The 5,253-nt window shown below is 74.0% G+C and carries 4 protein-coding genes; all 4 read left to right on the top strand.

The genetic code is table 11. The features are described from left to right. The first annotated feature begins 148 nt into the window (after window positions 1–148). The 4 genes from BIV25_RS43685 (at window position 149) to fusA (ending at window position 4,892) form a co-directional block, all read left to right on the top strand. Window positions 149–1,093 carry a heavy metal-binding domain-containing protein gene (locus BIV25_RS43685; protein ID WP_071378159.1) on the top strand — a complete coding sequence of 315 codons (945 nt, stop codon included), beginning with the start codon at window positions 149–151 and terminating at the stop codon, window positions 1,091–1,093. A 13-nt stretch (window positions 1,094–1,106) separates the two neighbouring features. After that, a complete protein-coding gene (locus BIV25_RS43680) occupies window positions 1,107–1,967 on the top strand; it encodes a heavy metal-binding domain-containing protein (protein WP_256257182.1) in 861 nt (286 codons plus the stop codon). 51 nt (window positions 1,968–2,018) lie between these two features. After that, the gene (locus BIV25_RS43675; protein WP_071378158.1) at window positions 2,019–2,456 is read left to right on the top strand and encodes a hypothetical protein; all 438 of its coding nucleotides are present in this window, start codon (window positions 2,019–2,021) and stop codon (window positions 2,454–2,456) included. A gap of 354 nt (window positions 2,457–2,810) precedes the next feature. Beyond that, window positions 2,811–4,892 (top strand): elongation factor G, encoded by a 2,082-nt coding sequence (fusA, locus tag BIV25_RS43670; protein WP_071378157.1) that lies wholly within the window; start codon window positions 2,811–2,813, stop codon window positions 4,890–4,892. Window positions 4,893–5,253: the final 361 nt, after the last annotated feature.

The following is a 5,253-nucleotide window of genomic DNA, read 5'->3' as shown; positions in this document are numbered from 1 at the left end:
CCGGGCACGTGCCCGGGAACCGGCCCGCCGTGTCCTTTCCCCTCCCCGACGTCGTACGACTCCCCCCACCCCCCTCCGCCGGGCGGCCGGGCATAGACTCGGGCCGCTGTACTCCAGGGGCAGGGCGCGACGCGGGAAGTTGGTGTCCATGAGCGGGGAATGGGCGGGGGCCGGGCTGCCCCCGGCGGCGGCCGCGCGCATCGCGGAGGTGCGCGGCAGCGGGACATGGTCCTCGGCGCTGTCCACCGGCGCGTTCGCCGCGTTGCGCGCCGTGGGGTTCGAACCGGTGGGCCAGGTCATGGGTTCGGCCGTCTACCACGTGGGCCGCAGCGGCCGGTACTGGGGCTACCACGACTGCCTCTACCGGGGCATGCGGTACGCCTTCGGCGGTGCCCCCGCGCCCGTCGCCCTCTCCGGCGGCGGCGCCCCGTCCGCCCGTCTCGTCGAGGTGCTCGACGGGGCGCGCCGCTCGGCCCTCGACCGGATGGCCGCGGAGTGCTCGGCCCTCGGCGGCGACGGCGTCGTCGCGGCACAGCTGACGGTGGCGCCCTTCGCGGCCCAGCCCAACTGCCTGGAGTTCAAGGTGATCGGGACCGCGGTGCGCGCGGCCGGTGCGGTCCGGGCGCCGCAGCCGTTCACCTGCCACCTCGACGGTCAGGGGTTCGCGAAGCTGGTGACCGCCGGATGGGTCCCCGTCGAGCTGCTCTACGGCATGTCCATCGGCGTACGCCACGACGACTACACCACCCGCGCCCAGACCCGTTCCTGGAGCAACACCGAGGTCAGCGGCTGGAGCGAGCTCGTCCGGGCGGTGCGCGCCGACGCCCGGACGCACCTGCGGGCGCAGAGCGGGCGCCGGGGCGGCGACGGCGTGATCCTCGCCACGGGCCGCCTGCGCGTCTGGGGCGAGTCCTGCACGCGCGGCAGCGGCAACAACGAGCAGAAGGACCATGTGGCCGAGGCGACGCTGGTGGGCACCACCGTCGCCCGCTTCACGGCACGCGAGGAGCCGCCCCGCACCCTCACCGTGATGCCGCTCGACCCGGAACGACGTCGGCGGACCATGCGCCGTACCGCCACCGACATTCGATGAGGGGAACCCGTTCATGACCGCCTTCAACCCCGCCGATGGCACCGCTGACGGCATGTCCGCCCAGGGTGTGCCGGCCGACGCGATGCGGCGGCTGGCCGAACTGCAGCCGGGGAAGCCGGGTTCGATCTTCACCAGCGACCTGTCGGTCAACGAGTTCCTGCTCGTGCGCGAGGCGGGATTCAGGCCCATCGGCCTCGTGCTGGGCAGCTCGATCTACCACGTGGGCATCCAGCTCGGCCGCTGGGGCAAGAACCAGGAGCTGACGACGCTCAGCCAGGCGATGTACCACGCCCGTGAACTGGCGATGACCCGTATGGAGGCGGAGGCGGCCCAGCTGGGCGCGGACGGCATCGTCGGGGTACGGCTGAGCGTCGAGGCCCGTGAATTCGGCACCGACATCGCGGAGTTCATTGCCATCGGCACCGCCGTCAAGGCCGACCACCCGGCACCGGGCTCGGGCGGCGGCAGCTGGCGCAACCTCAAGGGCCAGCCGTTCACCTCGGACCTCAACGGCCAGGACTTCTGGACGCTCATCCGCGCCGGCTACGCCCCGCTGGGCATGGTGATGGGCACCTGCGTCTACCACATCGCGCACCAGCGGATGGGGCAGATGTTCTCCAACATCGGCAAGAACGTGGAGATCGAGCAGTTCACCCAGGCCCTGTACGACGCGCGGGAACTGGCGATGGCACGGATGCAGCACGAGGCGGAGGAGCTGCGCGCGGAGGGCATCGTCGGGGTGCAGCTCAACGCGCACAACCACCGCTGGGGCGGCCACACCACGGAGTTCTTCGCGATCGGCACGGCCGTACGGCCGCTGCGCGAGGACCATGTCATCGAGCGCCCCACGATGGTGCTCGGCCTGGACGGCTGAGCGCCCGGCCCCGCAGACCCGGATCGACCGCACACCACGAGAGGCCCCACGATGACCTCGCCGCAGGACCCCGTACCGTTCGAGCCCGCCGGGGCGTCGGACTCCGTCGAGCTGCTGACGGCCGCGCTGCGCAGGGACGCCGCCGACCTGGAGGTGTACGCCCGGGTGCTCACCGGGACCCTCGCCGAGGCGCTGCCGCCGGGCGCCGTCGCCGTCGAACGCAGACGGGGTCTGGCCGACCGGCTCGCGGGGCGCGACGGCCGCATCGAGCGGGTCGAGGTCTTCCTCGGCGAGCAGCGTCTCGTGCTCGACCTGGCGGGCGCGCAGCCCCGGGGCGAGGTGTGCAAGGAGGTCCGCGGTGTGGTGCTCTCGCGGCGGCCGGTGGCGCTCGACGAGTGGCTGCGGGAACTCGCGGTCGCGGTCACGGCCCGGGCGCAGTCCGACGCGCGGGCGCGCGCGGCGCTGGAGCGGCTGTTGCTCGGCGAGTAGCGGCACCGCCGCAGGCCCCGGAAAAATCACGTGCCCCGGCCACGTCCCGCCTCGTACCGTCGTCCTGTACACCGACACAGGCACAGAAGAGAGGGGAGCAGGCCGTGCGTGCACACAGCGCTGTCGTCGCTCCCCGTTGCCGGTACGAGGTGATCCTGGTGTCCTCGTCCGGCCGGTGCCCGCTGCGCGGCCGGCACCGGACACCCGTGACGTCCCGCTGACCTTCCCCGCCCGAACCGGCCACGCGCCGGCCGGGCGGGACGCCGTCGCGCCCTCCAGGGCGTACGGGTGCATCGCGCCGCCCCTCGTCTCCGCGGACCGGAGACGCTCCGAACGCCAGAAAGGCCCCGGGCCGTGCGCACGCACATCACCAGTCCCGCCACCACGCTCACCGCCGTCCGCAACCTCGGCATCCTCGCCCACGTCGACGCGGGCAAGACCACCGTCACCGAGCGGATCCTGTACGCGACGGGCACCACCCACAAGCGGGGCGAGGTGCACGACGGCACCACCGTCACCGACTTCGACCCGCAGGAACGCGACCGCGGCATCACCATCTTCGCCGCCGCCGTCAGCTGTGCCTGGGACGGCTGTCGCATCAACCTCATCGACACCCCCGGCCACGTCGACTTCGCCGACGAGGTCGAGCGCTCGCTGCGGGTCCTCGACGGGGCGGTCGCCGTGTTCGACGCCGTCGCCGGGGTCGAGCCGCAGAGCGAGTCGGTGTGGCGGCAGGCCGACCGGCACGGCGTCCCGCGCATCGCGTTCGTCAACAAGCTGGACCGCGCGGGCGCCGACCTCGACCGGGCCGTCGCCTCCGTCCGGGAGCGGCTGCACCCGGCGCCGCTGGTCGTACAGCTGCCGATCGGGGCCGAGGACGCGTTCACCGGTGTCGTCGACCTCGTGCGGATGCGCGCGCTGACGTGGGGCGACGCGAGCGGTACGGCGGTGGAGGGCGCCGTGCCCGAGGAGTTGCGGGAGGAGGCCGTACGACGGCGGCGGGTGCTGGAGGAGGCGGTGGCCGGGCTGCATGCCGGCGCGCTGGAGGAGTTCTGCGCGCGGGACACGCTCCGCGCCGCCACCCTCACCGCCGCGCTGCGCGATCTCACCCGCACCGGGGACGGCGTGGTCGTCCTCGCCGGCTCCGCCTACCGCAACCGCGGCATCGAACCGCTGCTGGACGCGGTCGTCGCCTATCTGCCCTCGCCGCTGGACGTCCCCGCCGTACGCGGCGTGCACGCGGGCGCCGAGCAGGAGCGGGCCGCCGATCCCCACGTCCCGTTCAGCGGGCTGGTGTTCAAGGTGAACGCCGGTTCCACGGGACGACTGGCCCACGTCCGTGTCTACTCGGGCACCCTGGAGAAAGGAGACACCGTGCGTGAGCAGGGCAGCGGGCGTACCGAGCGGGTGGCGCGCATCCTGCGGGTCATGGCGGACCGGCACGTCCCGCTCGACCGGGCGGTCGCCGGGGACATCGTGGCACTCGTCGGCGTGAGGTCGGCGCGGGCCGGCTCGACCCTGTGCGACCCCGGTGCTCCGTTGCTGCTGGAGCCGCCCGCCGTGGCGGAGCCCGTGGTGTCCGTCGCGGTCGAGGCCCGGCGGGCCACGGACACCGGCCCGCTGGCGCAGGCGCTGGCCCGGCTGGTCGAGGAGGACCCCTCGCTGGTGGTGCGCACCGACGCCGAGACCGGACAGACCGTGCTGTCCGGGATGGGCGAACTCCATCTGGAGGTCGCGGTGGAGAAGGTGCGGCGTGCGGGGGGACCGGAGGTCACCGTGGGACGGCCGCGGGTCGCCTGTCGTGAGACGGTCGTCGCGGGAGTGACGGGGTTCGGGTACCGGCACGTCAAACAGGACGGCGGGGCGGGGCAGTTCGCGCATGTCGTGCTCGACGTGGAACCGCTGGGACCCGAAGTCGGCGCCACCGGCTTCGAGTTCCGCTCCGCCGTGGTCGGCGGAAGCGTGCCGCAGGAGTACGTGCGTGCGGTGGAGGCCGGGTGCCGGGACGCCCTCGCCGAGGGGCCGCTCGACGGGCATCCGGTGACCGGACTGCGGGTCACGCTCACCGACGGCTCCACTCATGTGAAGGACTCCTCCGACACGGCCTTCCGCACCGCCGGCCGGCTCGGGCTCCGCGCGGCCCTGCGCGCCTGCGCGACGGCCGTGCTGGAACCGGTCGCCGAGGTCACGGTCACCGTGCCCGAGGACGCGGTCGGCACGGTCCTCGGGGACCTGGCCGCTCGGCGCGGCCGGGTCGGCGGCTCCGGGACGCGGCGCGGCGCGACCGTCCTGACGGCGACCGTCCCGCTGGCCGAACTCTTCGGCTACGCCACCCGGTTGCGCAGCCGCACCCAGGGCCGGGGCACCTTCACCACCCGCCCCACCGGCTACGCCCCGGCCCCCCGACCGGACCGGGCACCCACCCCCACCCGGTAACGGCCCACCGGACTCCCCGGACTCCGGCCCACCGGGCTCCCCGGGACTCCGGGTCCAGGGTTCGCTGGACTCCAGGCACCGGCTTTCCGGAGTCCTGGGTCTCTGGGCCTCGGGGTGTCCGGGCCTCGGGGTGTCCGGGCCTTGAGGTGTCCGGGCCTTGAAATCCCTAGACTTCCGGACTTCCGGACTCCCGGGCCCCGGACTCCCGGGCCCCGGAGCCTCGGATGCCCGGATCCCTGGCCTCCTGGATCCCGGGTCTTCGGGTCTTGGGGGTCGGGGTCGTCGGACTCCGGGAGTGCCGGTCTCCTGGATGCCGGGTCCTGCGGGTCTTCGGGTCTTGGGGGTCGGGGTCGTCGGACTC

The sequence above is a fragment of the Streptomyces sp. MUSC 14 genome, assembly GCF_001866675.1.
GTDB lineage: Bacteria > Actinomycetota > Actinomycetes > Streptomycetales > Streptomycetaceae > Streptomyces.
This window is presented reverse-complemented; position numbering and strand designations above follow the sequence as displayed.